Genomic DNA, 16,294 nt, shown 5'->3' with positions numbered 1-16,294 from the left:
ACCCGACACAACCGGCCTGGAAGGAGACACCTGCATGTCGAAAACGGTGGCCGACGGCCTGTGGGAGATGCTGGTCAGCGCGGGCGTACGGCGCTGCTACGGCATCGTCGGCGACGCACTGAACCCGGTGGTCGACGCGATGCGCCGCACCGGCCAGGTCGACTTCGTGCACGTGCGCAACGAGGAGTTCGGCGTCTTCGCCGCGGTCGCGGAGGCGAAACTGACGGGGCATCCGGTCGCCGTGTGCGGGACGGCAGGCCCAGGAGCGGCACACCTGATCAACGGCATGCTGGACGCCCTGAAGGAGAAGGTGCCCGTCATCGTCCTGGCCGGCGACACCGAGACCGGCCTGATGGACAGCGAGACCGTCGAGGAGCTGAACCCGTACCGGTTCTTCGCGTCCGCGGCGGTCTACGTGGGCCGGCTGGTCAGTCCCGGCCAGCTGCGCACCGTCGTGACCTCCGCGGTGACGGCCGCGGTGACCCGGGGCGGCCCCGCGGTCGTCGCACTGCCCGGTGACGTCGCGGCGGCACACGCGCCGAAGGACCGCTACGAGATCCGGCTGCCCCGACCGGTACGCGCGCCGGCCGGAGCGGAGGACCTCGCCGCCATGGCCGGGCTGATCAACGAGGCGGGCACGGTGGCGGTCTTCGGCGGCCAGGGCTGCGCCGGGGCGCACACCGAGGTGACGGCGCTGGCCGGAAAACTGGGCGCACCGGTCGGCTACTCCCTCAAGGGCAAGCAGTTCCTCGAACACGACAACGCGAACGCGGTCGGGATGACCGGTCTCCTCGGCTACGGCGGCTGCCATCACGCGCTCCAGCACGCGGACGTGCTGCTGATGCTCGGCACCGACTTCCCGTTCAGCAGCTTCCTCCCGCACGGCGGGACCAGGATCATCCAGGTGGACCACGACCCGCAACGGCTCGGCCGACGCGTACCGGTGGACCTGGCCGTCACCGGCGACGTACGGGCCACCGTGGCCGGGCTCCTGCCCCTGGTCGAGCCGAAGTCCGACGGCGGGTTCCTCGCCCGCTGCGTGGAGGAGACCGAGCGGTTCCACCGCAGGATGCGGCACTACACGGACAAAGGCCCGCGCATCAACCCCATCAGGCCGGAGTACCTCGCCACCGTCCTCAGCGACCTCGCCGCCGACGACGCGCTGTTCTTCGCCGACACCGGCACCCCCGTCATCTGGGCCGCCCGGCACATCAGGTACGGCCCGCAGCGCCGGCTGTTCGGATCCTTCTCCTGGGCGTCGATGGCCACCGCCTCGCCCGGCGCCTTCGGGGCACAACTGGCCTTCCCCGGACGGCAGACGATCGCCCTGTGCGGCGACGGCGGGTTCACCATGCTCGCGCTCGGCGACCTGCTCACGGAGGTACAGCGCCGACTGCCCGTCGTCCACATCGTGCTGAACAACAGCGGCCTGGGTTTCGTCAAGATCGAGCAACAGGAAGCCGGCTTCGTCCCGTTCGGGACCGACTTCGCCAACCCGGACTTCGCCGCTGTCGCCGAGGCGATGGGCGCCAAGGGCATCCGCATCGAAGACCCCGGTGACGTGGCGGACGGCCTCGCGGCCGCGCTGGCCCATACCGGCGGCCCGGTCGTCGTCGACGTCCTCGTCGACCCCTACGCCCTCGCCGTCCCCGCCCACGTCCCCGCCGGCACAGCCGCGGGCTTCACACTCAGCGCGGCACGGCAGATCCTCGCCGGCCGCCTCGACGACGTCATCGACACCGCCACGGACAACGCCCGGATCGTCTGAACGACCGCCCGGTCGAAGGAGGAAGACGCACCATGACAGACACCCACGACTCCCCACCGGACGCATCGAACGCGCCGGATGCGCCGGACGCGCTGGCCACGGCGCCCGGCGGCTGGCGCGAGATCCACCACGGCGGCTCACCGGAGGCCGAAGAGGCCCACTTCCGTGACCTGGCGGACGTCATCGTCGCCGTCCAGCGGACGAACAGACAAAAATCCGGCTCGCAGGTCTCCCGTCGCACGTTCCACGCCAAGATCGTCGTCGGAGTGGACAACGCCGAACTCGCCTTCCGGACCGATCTGCCCGCCGACCTGTGGGCCGGAGACTTCACCGCCGGGGCCCGACTGCCGGCCGTCGTCCGGCTGTCCAACGCCAGCGGCACCGTCCGGCCCGACGGCAGCCCCGACCTCCGCGGCGCGGCACTGAAGCTGACCCTCCCCGATGGCGGCGAACACGACCTCCTCATGACCAGCTACCCGGTCTCCCACGCCCGCGACGCCACCCAGTTCGTGGAGATCGCCAGGATCGGCGCCGGTCCCAAACCCCTGGTCCTGCCGCGGATGTTGGCCACGTTGGGCCCTTCGGAGACCGCCCGCGTCCTCCGCAATCTCAGGCAGGCCAACCGCCCCTCGCCCGGCCTGGCCCTGGAGTCCTACTGGAGCCGAGGGGCGGTCCTGTGGGGCGACATCGGCCCCGTCAGGTTCCGCCTCAGCCCAGTCGGCCCACTCAGTCCACTCGACGGCCCCGTCCCGACCCCCGCCCCACCGCCGGACCCGGCCAACGCTCTCCAGACCGACTTCGCCGCCCGGCTGAGCGACGCGTCGGTCCGGTTCGCCCTGCACATCCAGAAGTACGTCAGCGAGAGGCTGACACCAATAGAGGACGGGGCGGTCGAATGGAAGGAAACCGACTCGCCCTGGTTCGCCGTGGCCACCCTGACGATCCCCGCCCAGAACACCCTCGACGCGAAGGGCCGGGCCACTCGCGACCAGGTCGACACCCTCGCCTTCAACCCCTGGCATGCCCCCGCGGAGTTCCGCCCCCTGGGCAACCTCAACCGCGCCCGCCGCACGGTCTACGCGGCCAGCGCCAGGGAGTGGCACGCCCGCTAGCGACCACGCAGAGTCCCGCCCCGCCCTCCTCCACACGCCGGTCGACGGCATGGGGCGCCCGGGATCACCCATGGGGGCCGGCCCGGCCGGACACCCAGCCGCGACTCGGCCGCCGGTACGAGGAGAGGATCCGGCCGCCACCGAAGAACCGGAAGCAGCCCCGGATCCGGACCGCCTTCGACACCGACGGGCGGGCAGTCGAGGTCTGCGACACGGTCATGGCGGCGGACGCCTACGTGCTGTCGTACCAGCTCCCGGATGGGCGGGCGTGTGGTGCTGGGCGTTGGGCTGATCCGTGGCTTCAACTACCGGGGCGCCGAACATGGCGCCGATGTTGTTCCACAGGAAGCCGTCCTGCCAGCCCGGCTTGCCGGCCGCCCAGTCGAGGAGGGCCTGACGGGCCTTGTCCTGGGAATCGGTCAGGGTTTGGTAGTGCTCTGCGGGGACACCGTCCCGGTACTCCAGTTGGTAGGTGTTGTTGTCGCGGAACAGCACCTGGATGTACCAGTCGCCCTCGCGGCCCTCGTCCTGTCGTTCCAGGATCAGGTGGTCGCCCTGTCCCAGGGTCGCGAGCATCGTGCCTATCGTCGGCTTGGAGGGGCGCTTCACCGCGTGCCCACGAACGTTCGTCGCAATCAGCATGGGCAGAGCATGGCGGAAGGGTCTGACAGTGGTGGTTCTCAGGAAGTCTCCGTGGCTGTTCCGTGTGGTCCGTGCGGCGTTCTTCCGATCTTGCACGTCCTGACTCGACGAGATCAGCCGCTGTCTGGAGTAGTTCGCCGCTTCTGGCCGCGATGGTCACGTCTTCGTCGGGCCACAGGGTGGGCAGCTTCGGCGGAGCAACTTCCCCGACGACCGGGTCAAGGCCAGGAAGACCTCAGGCGTCACGGCTGAGCTGCACTTCCACGATCTACGGCCCACGGGCAATACGCTCGCCTCAGCGGCAGGGGCCAGCACGCGCAAGCTGATGCCCGCCGATCAGCTCGGGGCCATGATCCGCGACCGTGAGCGAGGGGCCTCCAGCTACGAGATGTGGCATCCGCATGGCACTAGTGGCACGCCCCCGAACACGACGAAGGGCCGGCCTGGGAGGAAAAACCTCCCCTGAGCCGACCCTCCTGTCTGTGCCCCCGGCAGGATTCGAACCTGCGACACCCGCTTTAGGAGTGGGATTGGATCCTTGCCGGGGGGTGCCCGGCGCTGCCGCGCGGTGCTGTTTTCCCTGGTCAGAACAGCGCGGCGAGTCACTTGATCCGGCTCATGCCACCCTGTATCGGGCAGTCCGCTCACGCATTGCTCACGCACCTGAGGTACCTCGGTGTCGTGCTGGTGCATCTCCATCTCGCTGTAGTGGAGTCTGCGGGGCCGGTTCGTTCTTGCCGTCTGCCAACGCCTTGCGGAGTTGCCGCTCCGGCAACATGTGCAAGCACCCGGGCCGATCGGCAAGAGCACGTCGGGGGGTCCCATGACTGAACCATGGGATGCTGGCTGCTCCCTTTGGCAAAGTGATCGTCACTGCTAGACGATTCTCGTGAGGAACCTTGTGAGTACGCTCGGTAGCTTCATCTGGTCGATTGCTGATCAGCTTCGCGGCCCCTATCGCCCCAACCAGTACGGGACTGTGATCCTTCCGTTCACGATCCTGAGACGGCTCGACTGCGTTCTTGAGCCGGACCGTGCGGTGCTACGGGAGCTGGCTGCGAGTTACGAGAACCCGAACCGGCTCAAGCTCGAGGTCAAGAAGGCCACGGGGCGGACGTTCTACAACACCTCCAACTACGAGTTCGCGAACCTGCTGGCCGATGCGGACGGACTGGCGGACAACCTCGCTGACTATATTGACCGGTTCTCGGTCGATGTGGACGTTTTCGAGTATTTTGACTTCAAAAAGGAGATCCTGGCCCTGGAGAAGGCTGGACTCCTGCGCGAGATCGTAAGGTCCTTCGGCGCCGTCGACCTGCATCCCAAAGAGGTGTCCAACGCCGACATGGGGGATGCGTTCGAATACATCATCCGCAAGTTCAACGAGGCCGCGAACGAGACCTCCGGAGACCACTACACGCCGCGCGACGCGATCCGTCTGCTGGTTGACCTGCTCTTCGCCGAGAAGGACGTCACCCCCTCCGAGGGCAGCATCGTCCGGACGTTGTACGACCCCACCGCCGGCACCGGCGGCATGCTCTCCCTGGCAGAGGAGCACCTGCTCGCCCAGAAGCCCGAGGCGAAGCTGAGCCTGTACGGCCAGGAGTACAACCCGCAGTCGTACGCGATCTGCAAGTCCGACCTGCTCGCAAAGGGGCACTACGCGACCAACATCGCCTTCGGTAACACCCTCACTGACGACGCCTTTAAGGGCCGCCAGTTCGACTTTTGCATGTCCAACCCGCCTTACGGGGTGGACTGGAAGCAGTACGCCAAGGCAGTCAAGGCGGAGCGCGACTCGGCCGGCCCCTACGGCCGATTCGCGCCGGGACTCCCCGCGACCTCGGACGGCCAGATGCTCTTCCTGCTCCACTTGGCCCACAAGATGCGCGCACCCGAGGACGGCGGCGGCCGCGTTGGCATCATCATGAACGGCTCGCCGCTCTTCAACGGCGCCGCCGAATCCGGCCCCTCCAACATCCGCAGGTGGCTGCTGGAGAACGACCTGGTCGAGGCGATCATCGCGCTGCCGACCAACATGTTCTTCAACACCGGCATCGCCACCTACATCTGGATCCTCGACAACACCAAGCACTCCGATCGCCGGGGCAAGGTCCAGCTCATCGACGGCACGTCGTTCTGGACCAAGATGCGTAAGAACCTCGGGTCCAAGGGACGTGAGATCAGCGACCATGACCGCGCCGAGGTCGTGCGACTGTACGCCGACTTCGAGGACGCCGATCCTGGCTTCTCCAAGGTGCTGCGCAACGACGAGTTTGGCTACTGGACCATCACCGTCGAGCGTCCGCTGCTCGATGAGGACGGGAATGTCGTCGACCGCAAGGGCAACCCGAAGCCCGACTCGAAAAAGCGTGACACCGAAAACGTGCCCTTCACCTACGGCGGCTCAACCGTCGGCGCGGCAGGGGAACGCGAGGCCATCCAGACGTACTTCGACGCTGAGGTGAAGCCGCACGTTCCTGACGCCTGGATCGACTGGTCCAAAACCAAGACCGGCTATGAGATCCCCTTCACCCGCCACTTCTACAAGTACGTACCACCCCGCCCGCTCGCCGAGATCGACGCCGACCTGGAGAAGCAGGTCGCCAAGATTCTTGATCTTCTCCGCGAGGTGGAGCAGTGATCACCACGCCGCCGCCCGAGTGGCGTGAGACAACAGTGCGGCGAGTGTTGCGCTTGCTGGAACGACCTGCTCGGTCGGGGCTCGGTGTTATCACCGCCTATCGGGATGGCACAGTCACTCTGCGCTCGAACCGTCGTGAGGACGGCTACACCTTCTCTGATACCGAGAACGGTTATCAAGAGATCCGCCCAGGCGACCTGGTCTTCCACGCCCTCGACGGTTTTGCCGGCGCCGTCGGTGTCTCGGACAGTCATGGCAACGGTTCACCCGTCTACCACGTCTGCGAATCTGTGGTGGGCGACGATCCCGCTTATCTTGCCCGCCTGCTACGCCACCTTGGTACCTCCGGGTTCCTCGCCACCCAGGCGCCGAACGTCCGCGAGCGCAGCGTTGACTTCCGCAACTGGAGCACCTTCGCCCGCATTCCTCTGGTACTGCCCGAGGCCGACGAACAGCGAGCCATCGCCTGCTACCTCGACCGCGAGACGGCTCGCATCGACACGCTCATCGAGGAGCAGCAGCGGTTGATCGAGATGCTCCGCGAGCGACGCCAAGCCATCATCGACGTGGCCTTTTCGGTGCTTGGTGAGCCGTGCGTGCGACTGCGCCGATACACCAGATTCCTGACGAGTGGCTCCCGAGGATGGGCCGATTACTACGCAGATGAGGGCGAGCGTTTCGTCCGCATCGGGAACTTGCCGCGAGCCAGCCTCGATCTTCGAGGTGACGTCCAGTTCGTCCACCTGCCGGCGAATGTGACTGAGGGCTCGCGAACGATGCTGGAGGCAGGAGATCTGCTCTTCTCCATCACCGCCTACTTGGGATCGGTCGCCGTAGTTGGGGGCGACTGGGTCGGTGCCTACGTTAGCCAGCATGTGGCTCTCTGTCGTTTGGAGTCAGAGCACGTGGATTCCAGGTTCATTGGGTGGTTCATGCTGACCACCGCGGGCCAAGATCAGCTCAAGGAGGGCGCTGCAGGCGGGGCGAAGATGCAGTTGGCACTCGATGACATCAGGGGACTTCGTGTGCCACTCGCGCCCGTCAACGAACAGCGAAGCATCGCTGCATCCCTCGATGAGCAGACTGCAAAGATCGACACGCTCATCGAGGAGACCGAGCGCTTCATCGAGCTCTCCAGGGAGCGGCGGTCGGCGTTGATCACGGCGGCGGTGACGGGGCAGATTGACGTACGCGAGGGGGCGTGATGGCCGATCACAACGAGGTGGTCTTCGAGACGGAGATCTGTAGGTACCTCGAGTCTCACGGTTGGCTGTACTCGGAGAACGACCGTGACGGCGGGGAGTACGACAGGGAGCGGGCGCTGTTCCCGAATGACCTGTACGCGTGGCTGGAGGAGACGCAGAGGCCGGCATACGAGAAGGCATTGAAGGCGGCGGGCTCGCAGGCGAAGTTCCTCGACGTGCTAACCGCGGCGCTGGACAGGCCGCTGGAGCATGGCGGGGGCACACTGAACATCCTGCGCAACGGGGTGCAGTACATCGGTGGCGGCCGGTTGAAGATGGCGCAGTTCCGCCCCGAGACCTCGCTCAACGCGACCACCACGGCGCACTACGAGGCGATGCGCGTGCGGGTGGTGCGGCAGGTGCATTTCTCGACCGCTGACCAGCGCATCCTCGATCTGGTGTTCTTTGTCAACGGTCTTCCGGTTGCCACGGTGGAGTTGAAGACCGACTTCACTGAGTCGCTGGATGAGGCGATCAACCAGTACAAGCAGGACCGCAACCCACTGACTAAGGGGCGGCCCGAGCCGCTGCTGTCCTTCGGACACCGCGCTCTGGTCCACTTCGCGGTCTCGAACGACCTCGCGGCGATGACCACCAGGCTGGAGGGAGAGAAGACCCACTTCTTGCCGTTCAACGTCGGCTTCGACAGCGGTGCCGGCAACCCGCCTGGCGCGGACGGACAGTCGTCGACGGCGTATCTGTGGCAACGCGTCTGGGAGAAACACGCTTGGCTGAACATCATTGGGCGGCTGATGATCGTGCAGACCAAGGAGGAGTGGGACGTCACCACCGGCACGTCGGTGCGGCGTACGAGCATGCTCTTCCCACGGTTCCACCAGTGGGAGGCCGTCACGAGCATCGTCGAGGCGGTGAAAGAGGAGGGTGTCGGGCAGCGATACCTGATTGAGCACTCGGCCGGGTCGGGGAAGACGAACACCATCGCCTGGACGGCCCACCGGCTGGCGAGGCTGCACGTCGATGATCGGAAGGTCTTCGACTCGGTCATCGTGGTCGTGGACCGCACCGTGCTCGACTCCCAGCTGCAGGATGCGATCCGGCAGATCGACGGCACCGGCAAGATCGTCGCGACCATCAGCCCCGAGGACGTCCGCAAGGCCGGCGCGAAGTCGAAGTCGGGTCTGCTGGCGCAAGCGTTGAAGAACGGCGAGCTAATCATCGCGGTGACGGTGCAGACCTTCCCGCATGCGCTGGACGAGATCCGGACCGACGCTGGCCTGAAGGGCAAACGGTTCGCCGTCATCGCCGATGAAGCGCACTCCTCCCAGTCGGGTCAGATCTCTTCGCGGCTGAAGCAGGTACTGACTGCCGAGGAGGTCAAGGAGATCGAAGAGGGTGGCGAGATCGATGTGGAGTCGGTGCTGGCCTCGGAGATGACCGAACGTGCCGAGTCGGAGAACATCTCCTACTTCGCCTTCACCGCGACGCCGAAGAACAAGACGCTGGAGCTGTTCGGCCGCAAGGGGCCCGATGGCAAGCCGTGCGAGTTCCACCTGTACTCGATGAAGCAGGCGATCGAGGAGGGCTACATCCTCGACGTGCTCAAGGGCTATCAGTCCTACGACACCGCGTTGAAGATCGCCGGAAGGGCCGAGAGCGGTGACGGGGGAGAGGTCGAGGAGGCCGCCGCCCGTAAGGGTCTGATGCGGTGGGTGCAACTCCACCCGACGAACATCAGCCAGAAGGTGCAGATCATCGTCGAGCACTTCCATGCCAACGTCGCCTACCTCCTCGAAGGCAAGGCGAAGGCGATGGTGGTGACCGACTCGCGCAAGTCCGCCGTGAAGTACAAGCTGGCCATCGACGCCTACATCGCCAGGCGCCGCACCGAGGACGCCTCGTACAACTACCGAACCCTGGTCGCCTTCTCCGCCGGGGTGACGATGGCCGAGGACGAGACCTGGCACAGCGACTGGGGCCCGCAGCCGTCGAAGGACGACGAGTTCACCGAGGCCAACATGAACCCCGGCGCCGGGGCTGATCTGGCAGCCGCATTCAAGGGCGAGACGTACAAGATCATGCTGGTCGCCAACAAGTTCCAGACCGGCTTCGACCAGCCCTTACTCTCGGCGATGTACATAGACAAGAAGCTGTCAGGGGTCACCGCAGTGCAGACGCTTTCGCGGCTCAACCGCACCCATCGCACTGCTGGTGGAGAGCAGAAGCGCAAGACGTTCGTCATCGACTTCGCCAACAAGCCCGAGGACATCAAGACAGCCTTCGAGCCGTACTTCAAGAACGCGACCCTGGAGACCGAGACCGATCCGTACGTCGTCGTCCACCTGGCTAACAAGCTTGCCCAGGCCGGAATCTACACCGAGGACGACGTCCGCAAGGTCGCCGAACTGTGGGTGACCCGGAAGGGCAACAATGCGCTCTCGGCGGCGATCAGCCCGGCGCAACACGACTTTCGGCGCCCCTACGCGCGGGCGATCGAGGAGGAGGACAAGGTCACGCTCCAGGCGCTCGACCTGTTCCGCAAGGATGTCTCCACCTACGTACGCCTCTATGACTTCATGTCCCAGATCGTCGACTACGGCGACCCCTACATGGAGATGCTCTCGATCTTCCTGCGCCTGCTGGAGAAGGTCATCGCCGAGTCCGCTTGGGCGGCCGACGTGGACCTCTCCGACGTGGTGCTGGTCGGGGTCAAGCACAACAAGGCAATCCCGGTCAACATCTCGCTCGTGGGCGACGGGCAGCTGAAGGGCATCAGCGCCGCCGGCACGGGCACGAAGAAGGATCCGAAGTACGTCGCGCTCCAGGTCGTCATAGACAAGATGAACGACCTCTTCGGCGCCGAATCGTTCGCCGAGTCCCAGGTCAGGGAGTTCGTGCAGGGACTCGTCCACCGGCTGCTTGCCGACCCGAACCTGATCAGGCAGACCAAGGTGAACTCCAAGAAGCAGTTCGTGGAGTCACCAGACTTCCAAGCAGCCGTTACGGAGGCGGTCGCAGACAACCAGGACGCCCACAACACGATGGCTGACTACTTCTTCACCGACGGGCCTGCCATCAACTCGATCATCGTCGCCCTCGCGGATGCCTTCTACGAAGCAGCGGTGGATCAGCAGGTGGATTCTTAGATACGGCAGCACACACGTGTCCTGTATGTCCCGCTCCCAGCAGGCCACCCGCGGCCTACTGGGTCCGGGCTCGGGCAGCAGGGCCATGGATGCTGCTTGCCCTCACCTCCGCCGGCCTACCACTACGCCGAGTGGGGCGCGGAGACGACCGCTGACCCGCACTGCCCGGTCGGACTCTGGTTCCTCCTCGGCCTCCAGGTCCGGGCCGCCGCGATTGGTGACTCATCCCGAGGCCAACGAACCTGGGGATGATTCACCACATGGGGCTGGCAGGTACCCCGATGGCGTCGCAACGAAGCGGGCGCTACACAGGGGGGAGCTGCGCAGATACACCGCCACGGCACCTCGGAGGGGCACCGAGCCAATGTTTCCGAACTCGTCCTCACTGCCGGCACTAACGTATGGGTAGGCGCGGACAATCACATCCTGTTTCGTTTCTGGCGTGACGGATTCGGAGTCCAGCATTGCGCAGTCGACGTCGAGGACTACTCGCGCTGAGGCGTAGTCTCCGGGGATAGGCAGCCGATCGGCTGGCCGAGCCGCGGGGTGATGGCCGAGCGGTGATCTCGTGCTCTCTTCCCAACGGGACGCCAGGCTCTGCCACCGATCGATTGCGGCAGAGAACTCCTGGCCGGGTGTCTCTGCCCACCATCCTGCGGCTGCGCGGGCGAGTTGTGCGACGACCGCCGGGTCGTGCACGAGCAACCCGGGAAGGAGGCAGTCCGCTGGCCCTTGTGCATCCAGCATTGAGAATCCGCCCAAGACGGCAGTGCAGTCGCTGATGCCGCGTTCGGCCTTGCTGTCCGCTATGACCATGCGGCTCACCGTTCCGGCGGGCCGGTCATTGAAACGCAGGGACCGGATGGGGCCATGTGTACTCTGTGCGGCAACGCGCTTCAGGTCAGCCCGTCCCTCCCCGTTATCGCCCTGCTCAGTTCCCCACAACACGTCGATGCACACGCCTCGTTCCAACGCGGCTTTGAGTAGCGGTTCCAACGTCCTCACACCTGTCGAGCTGAGCTCCGGAGTCATGATGAGGATGGAGGTCTGAGCTTGCTCGACGGCCCGGTGTGCGGCTGTCAGGAACTCGTCCGTGCTCTGGAGCCAGATTGTGCTCCCGGGGAGCAGAGGGCCCGGAGCGTTCTGCGGGATGGCGCTGCGGTTCGGCCCGGCGCTGGGATGACGGGAGACCAGCTGCGAGATCTCGTCGTGCGAGAACTCGCGCATTTCCTCGGCCCGCTCCTCAGCCTCACGCAGCAGAGCACCGTACAGTAGCGGCTCCCAGGACCTAGGCAGGCCGGTCACAGTGCGACTGGGAAGATCAACGGCGACAGGCATGAACTCGTTGGCCTTGGTTTGCATCCGTGGCTCGGCTACTCTGCGGATCCACTCGCCCGGCCGGTGCGGCAACAGTCCCTGGGCCTGTCCCACGGACAGACTGTTGCGCGGGTTGCGTACGGTGACCAGCGAACGTTCCAGGTCGCTACGAGTCATCACGGACCTGAGGTCCCGCAGAGTCCGCACGTTGAGCCGGGACTGTGTCTCGCGTTGCAGAAGCCCGCACACACGCTCCATGTACAGACTCGTGTGCGCCTTACGCACGATCGTGCTGTGTGGCCTGCCTCCCTCGCTCAGAGTCTGCCTACCCTGCTCCGTGACGACGAGCCCCACCCCGATATCCATCGCCGCCCATCCGGCTCGGACGAGGGTGACCACGCTCTCAAGCAGGAGGCGATCGTGCACCTGAAACGTGTCCCGCAGCTGTGTTAGCGTGACCGGCTGGTCGGCCTCGGCGATCAAGCGGCAGACGAGTTCTTCGAGACGCGAATACGGTCGCCCGACGCCCACCTCGTAAGTGACGTGGAAGCGGCTTACCGGAACGAGCAGAATCACTGTGCACTCCCGCGACGGTTGCCGAGGACTTCCCGAACGGTGGGTTCCCGATAATTACTCAGGTCAGCGGGGAGCCGCAGCACCCGCCCGTCGGACTCCCATGTTTCCAGCGTGGTTAGTACTTTCTTCCAGTGCCAGAGCTCCTTGTCCTGTTCATCCAGCTCGATCAGCTCAGTTTGCTTACGGAAGAAATCCCACGAACCGACGAGCACGAGCAGCCGCTCCGCTCTTGAAAGCAGAACATTGAGTCGCGGCGCATCTTGAAGGAAGCCCATCCCCTGGCCTCGGAGATGCCCGGGAGCCTGGTTGTTCCGGACCAGGCTGACGGCGATGATGTCTGACTGGTCGCCCTGGAACGAGTCCACGGTGAAGGCGCCTGAGCGAGGCTGCCCACCACCTCGTCGGACCCGCTCTGCGAACCGCACCCCGGAAGGTAGTCGGCAGGACGAAAGATTGCGCTCCAAGTAGCCGACCTGCTGGCTGTAGGGCGAGAGCACGGTGAGCCTGAGAGCTTCCCGCCCGGCAGCGGCGGGGTCGACCTTCAGCTTCTCGATGAAGCGGAAGAGCGCGTGCGCCTCCGCTGGGTTGATGTACCGGGGTACCTGTTTGCCTCCCGTGGGTGCTCCCCACTCGCCCGCGCTCTCGCCTGCGGCACTCCAGGGGGTTTCGATCCACACGATCGCCTTTCCGGCGATTCCAGTGGGAGCTACGAACGGGTGAGCCAGGTCGCCGAGTCGACCCGACGACGGTTTCGTCCTGTCGGAGTTGGTCAGTTCACCGTCGTAGTACGCTTCCGAGATCAGTGTGCCAATGTCCGAGTGCATCCGGTGTTGTACCGCGAGCATGCCTGCCATAGCGGCGCCCTGCTCCGTCTTACCGGTCAGCACAGGGTCATTTTCCCCTCGGCCGCCCTGTGCGTAAGCGCAGTTCTCGAAGATCGTCTTGAAGACTTTGAGCCACTCCCGGGAATAGGCGGTGAAGTCGTCACGCTCGGCCTGGTCCCACTCGCGCCACATACGCACGAACTCGCGGTCCAGTAGACGTGCCCCGCCATCGGGAAGGGAGTCCAGCGCGTCGACGACGCTGTCCAGATGGTTGACCGCATCGAGGTATTCCTTGTCCCGGTACGGGGGCAACTGTTTCTGGTCGCCGATCAGGAGCCACCGGTGGCCCGCCTGAAGGGGGAGTGCCAGGTCGAATCCATGGACTTTCCCGGATTCCTCGACGATGGACCAGTCGAAGCTCAGCTCTGATGAGAGGCCCTCCAGTTCTCCAGCGCTGGTGGTGCAGAACGTCAGATTGGCCCCTCTCTTGACGAGCTGACGGAAGTCCGGGAGGAGGGCGCCGGGCTCCGGAGCAGCCAACTCGGTCTGCATGTCACGGCATGCGGCCAGCCAGTCGTTCTGGACGGTATTGCGGTCTGGCACCGACAGAAGGCGACGGACTGCACTGTTCAAGGTCTTGCCGACGACCTCATCGACCGAGCCCTCCTGCTCAGTGGCTCCCTCCACCGACTTGCGCCCCAGCCGAACGGCCAGCGGCTGTCTTTCCTCGCGGACGTCGCGGAACGCCTCTTCCTTCACCTTCGACCACAGCACATCGACAGCCCCATGGGCCTGCGCCGTGATAAGGATCTGGGCGACTGGATCCTCGCTCAGGATCTGCCGTAGCAGCCAGGCCACCATGGTGGTCTTTCCCGTCCCAGGGGGACCTTGGAGCGCGTAGATGGGGCGCACACGGAGGATGTCCTGGATGACAGCTCGTTTGGACTGATCAAGCTTGGCGGGGTCGAGGGCGACAGGCGGCTCCATGTCGCCCGTGTCCATGAACACCTCGCCAGGGTTCGCCAGGCTGCGCAATAGGTATGTGTGGCTGGGCAGTCGGTCGATGGCCTCTTTACGCCGCTTGATGAGCTTGATCTGACCCTCCATACCGTGGCTGCGCAGGATTCCGTGATCAGGCACCTCCGTGATCTGCGCCGCCACGTGCTGCCGGGTCAGTTTCGCCTGTCTGTGGGCCACATCGACCTGGGTGATGTTCCAGGTGGAGGAGAGCTCGGCCGGAGGTGAGCTCATTGAGTCCTGGCTGAGGCTTGTGAGGACGACGAGCCCGGCGTCGGTCTTGGAAGAGTTCTCGCGCTCGCGCTGGAGGAATTCCACCAGCCCGCCATCTACTTGAAGGAAGCTCAGCACCTCTCGTGGGCGTTCCAGCTCCTCGATCGTGATCTCTTCCTTGCCGCTATCGGTGACCGTGCGGTCCACGATGCGGTAGGCGAAGAGCTCGGCGTCTCGGAAGAGGAGCTCGATCTGGTTGGTCACTCGGACGAATGCGCAGAACTTTTCGAGCTCCGCCCGCTGCTTAGCCGCCCTGTCCACTTTAGGAAGGCGACGCTCCCAGCTTGACGCGTTCTGCAGCAAGGTGGGCTCGGTCCGGCGGAGGTTCTGGAGGATGTTCAGCACCGTGATGCTGTCTGGCGGAAATGCGGACACCGCGTCGTCGGACGCCCCACGCAGTTCACCCACACCGAGGACGCGGGCGTGTTTCCAGGTGGCTTCCATCTCGCCGGCGCCTGCGTAACGATCCCGGTACTGGCCGATACGAAGCTGAAGTTTATCCCCGAGGAGCATGAAAAACGGCTGGTTGCGGACCGCGTACAGGCGGGCCCCTTGACTGTTCAGATCTCGCTGCACGAACCGCGTCAGGGCGGCGGCATGGCTGGCGTCCCGCGGGTTGAACATCTCTGTGGGGCGCAGGCTGAGTTCCTTGCGGAGACCCGCCGCCATGGCAGAATCGGTCACCTGGGTGTTCTTTGGGTCGATCATCAGGACGTACCGGTCGTCCCATTCATTGGGTGCTGGCGATCGCCCCAATCGACTTACGATGTCCTCTATGCGCGCCGCGATGTCCTCGTAGCGCGTCATTCGGTCCAGGGGGGATTCCGCCACCAGACGCAGGAGAAAGTCTCGCTCCAGGTCCGTCAATAGATCCCTAGATTTTTCGATTTTGTTCAGGACTTGTTTGTAGCGCGCCTGGGGCGTGGGGGAATTATTGTTGAGATGCTCGATGGGCAACAAGCATCTTGCCGCCAGAATCCCAAACCCGAACCAGTCTCCGTCTGGGCCGAACACCTGGTGTGGGCCACCCACGGTCTCGGGCGGTGTACCCCAGTGTGCTGACATTGGGCGCGCCGAACCGGAGCCAACTCGCATGCTCCACTCGAATCCTCCGAGTCGCAGCGAGTCGGCTCCCTGCGCGGGATCCAGGAAGACACTCTCGGCCGAGACTCCGGTGTGCAGAACCTGCTGCTCGTGGAGGAGATTGAGGCCGTCTGTAAGTCCCTTCAGGCCGTTCCATAGGTCACGACGTGACTCGGTGTTCTCGTTGGTCAGCCAGTAGTGGGAGCTGCGGTTTTCGGCGAGCTCGACGGCAAGACAGGAATATCCTGGCGCCTCGAGGGCCATTGCTAGGAGTCCGTTTTCATTGTCGACGCCGGCCTCTCGGAGGACCATCAAAGACCGCTCGGCTCCTGGTGAACTGCATGCTCGATACAGGGTTCGCAGCTCTGCATCCCACAAAGCTCGATTCATGTCTGAGACGTCGGGATCATCTTTGCTGTGAGGCCAGATTTTCAGCAAATATTCTTGTTCGTATTCCCCGATGGCGAGCCAGTTCTCCGCGCCTTCGGGTGTGTTCCCTGCGCTGAGCTTGTCGCGAAGAACCCTTTCGATGAGCTCATAACGGCTCTGCAGTACTAGAGTGCCCTCACCCAGATTCACGCTAACCCCCATGCCCCCAGGGCCCCGGCAAAGTTGTTGATCACGTTGCCAGGAGCAGGTCGATGGGGCGGTCGGTGGCGCGTGCGTAATGCCGTAGGGCGGCGGCGATGT

At 64.9% G+C, this 16,294-nt stretch carries 8 protein-coding genes; 5 read left to right on the top strand and 3 right to left on the bottom strand.

What is annotated here, in order from left to right; all coding sequences use genetic code 11:
- Window positions 1-34: 34 nt before the first annotated feature.
- Both ABZ887_RS31120 and ABZ887_RS31115 read left to right on the top strand, forming a co-directional pair.
- Window positions 35-1,768 carry a thiamine pyrophosphate-dependent enzyme gene (locus ABZ887_RS31120; RefSeq protein WP_361296373.1) on the top strand — a complete coding sequence of 578 codons (1,734 nt, stop codon included), beginning with the start codon at window positions 35-37 and terminating at the stop codon, window positions 1,766-1,768.
- 32 nt (window positions 1,769-1,800) lie between these two features.
- Entirely contained in the window at window positions 1,801-2,880 is a 1,080-nt protein-coding gene (locus ABZ887_RS31115; RefSeq protein ID WP_361296370.1) for a hypothetical protein, read from the top strand.
- Between the two features lie 216 nt (window positions 2,881-3,096).
- Here the strand turns inward: ABZ887_RS31115 and ABZ887_RS31110 are convergent, their stop codons facing one another.
- Entirely contained in the window at window positions 3,097-3,522 is a 426-nt protein-coding gene (locus ABZ887_RS31110) for a hypothetical protein (RefSeq protein ID WP_361296367.1), read from the bottom strand.
- Window positions 3,523-4,423: 901 nt separating this feature from the next.
- Between ABZ887_RS31110 and ABZ887_RS31105 the strand changes: the two genes are divergently transcribed.
- Genes ABZ887_RS31105 through ABZ887_RS31095 form a run of 3 tightly spaced genes read left to right on the top strand, consistent with a single transcriptional unit; the run spans window position 4,424 to window position 10,514 of the window.
- Complete coding sequence (locus tag ABZ887_RS31105; protein ID WP_361296364.1) at window positions 4,424-6,166, top strand: class I SAM-dependent DNA methyltransferase; 1,743 nt, start codon at window positions 4,424-4,426, stop codon at window positions 6,164-6,166.
- Window positions 6,163-7,371: a restriction endonuclease subunit S gene (locus ABZ887_RS31100; RefSeq protein ID WP_361296361.1), complete on the top strand. Its 1,209-nt coding sequence runs from the start codon at window positions 6,163-6,165 to the stop codon at window positions 7,369-7,371. The genes ABZ887_RS31105 and ABZ887_RS31100 overlap by 4 nt, the downstream gene beginning before the upstream one ends.
- Complete coding sequence (locus ABZ887_RS31095) at window positions 7,371-10,514, top strand: type I restriction endonuclease (protein ID WP_361296358.1); 3,144 nt, start codon at window positions 7,371-7,373, stop codon at window positions 10,512-10,514. The genes ABZ887_RS31100 and ABZ887_RS31095 overlap by 1 nt, the downstream gene beginning before the upstream one ends.
- 222 nt (window positions 10,515-10,736) lie before the next feature.
- Here the strand turns inward: ABZ887_RS31095 and ABZ887_RS31090 are convergent, their stop codons facing one another.
- The gene (locus ABZ887_RS31090; protein ID WP_361296355.1) at window positions 10,737-12,407 is read right to left on the bottom strand and encodes a hypothetical protein; all 1,671 of its coding nucleotides are present in this window, start codon (window positions 12,405-12,407) and stop codon (window positions 10,737-10,739) included.
- Complete coding sequence (locus tag ABZ887_RS31085) at window positions 12,404-16,183, bottom strand: AAA domain-containing protein (RefSeq protein WP_361296352.1); 3,780 nt, start codon at window positions 16,181-16,183, stop codon at window positions 12,404-12,406. The genes ABZ887_RS31090 and ABZ887_RS31085 overlap by 4 nt, the downstream gene beginning before the upstream one ends.
- Between the last annotated feature and the right edge of the window lie 111 nt (window positions 16,184-16,294).

The sequence above is a fragment of the Streptomyces sp. NPDC047061 genome, from assembly GCF_040643955.1.
Classification (GTDB): domain Bacteria; phylum Actinomycetota; class Actinomycetes; order Streptomycetales; family Streptomycetaceae; genus Streptomyces.
This window is presented reverse-complemented; position numbering and strand designations above follow the sequence as displayed.